At 23.6% G+C, this 1,268-nt stretch carries 1 protein-coding gene; it reads right to left on the bottom strand.

The window, feature by feature from the left end:
• On the bottom strand, nucleotides 1-1,268 hold a 1,268-nt coding region (locus NSA58_RS20360; RefSeq protein ID WP_330652622.1), incomplete at both ends, for a DUF445 family protein.

Raw genomic sequence — 1,268 nt, forward strand, 5'->3', positions numbered from 1 at the left:
ATAGTCTCAATTAACTCTTCTGGCAATACTTCTTGTAAAGACTTATATGTTTTTAGCTTATCTTCTAAGTACTCTATTATCTTATTTTTCTGTTGATTTATATTCTCTATTAAGTCATTTGCTTTGTTATTTATAAAATCTACTGATATGAATTTTCCACCTTCTATTTCTAAAAGTTTATTTCCAGCACTATTGCATATTTTATGATTATTTTTTTTCAATAATTTTAATATGGCACCATATGTTTTTTTAGCTAAACTATTTTTTTTATTTCTAACAAAATCTAGTACTACGGCATAATTACTATCTTTTATAGTAGATATAATATTTATTTTAAAATTATATTTTTGTGATTCAAAAGAGTCTGCCACTCTATTTCCACTTAACAATTCGTTATCAATAAAGTATGCCATTCCAGATGCAAAACTATTTTTATGAGAAGGTATATATCCTATTGAAAATACTTTAAATAGTGGTAACTTAGAAATAAACTTATTTTTTTCATAAGGACAGAAAATCATCCAAAGAGCAATAACATTTGTCATGATACCTACTATCCCCATAAGTGTGCATGCAATTAGTGTATTAGTAAAACTGTTATAAAATCCATAAGCTCCATTGATATTCGTCATAGCAAAACCAAATATTAATCCTACAATAGTTCCTAGAAAAGCGCCGAACATTGATAATGGCTTTAATTGTTTTCCCATAAAACTTTGAGCTATATTACATATTTCTTCTTCATCTAATTTTATAAGATTATCATATATAAGCTTTTTTACTTTCCCATCTACTATGAATGGTAAATTATTTTTTATATTTTCATATAATTTGTTACTTACTTCTTCAGGTAAATCTTCTTTTCTATTTATTTTATTAAGTATATCTTTAACTTCATAAGATTTATATTTATCAACTTCTTTTTTGGTGAAATCTACAGTTTTCTCAGTTATTAAAGTTACTATCTTTTCTTCATTGTCTTTCAATATATCTTGTATTTTTACATTTTTAACATAATTACTTATTTCTCTATCAATACGTTTCTTATAGTTAGAATTATTTTGATTTAATATATTTACTATTTTATTAGGTAATATAGATGAAAGATCATGAACTTTTTCCTGATTAAATAAATCTTTAATTTTACTATTCAATAGTGATTCTATCTTATCATGGACTAAATTAAATATAGTTTTATCTAAATAAGACATTATCTTAGCTTTGTTATTCATTATTAAATCATAAAGTTTCGGTTTAATATAGATCGG

This window comes from Terrisporobacter muris (assembly GCF_024621905.1).
In the GTDB taxonomy this organism is placed as follows: Bacteria; Bacillota; Clostridia; order Peptostreptococcales; family Peptostreptococcaceae; genus Terrisporobacter; species Terrisporobacter muris.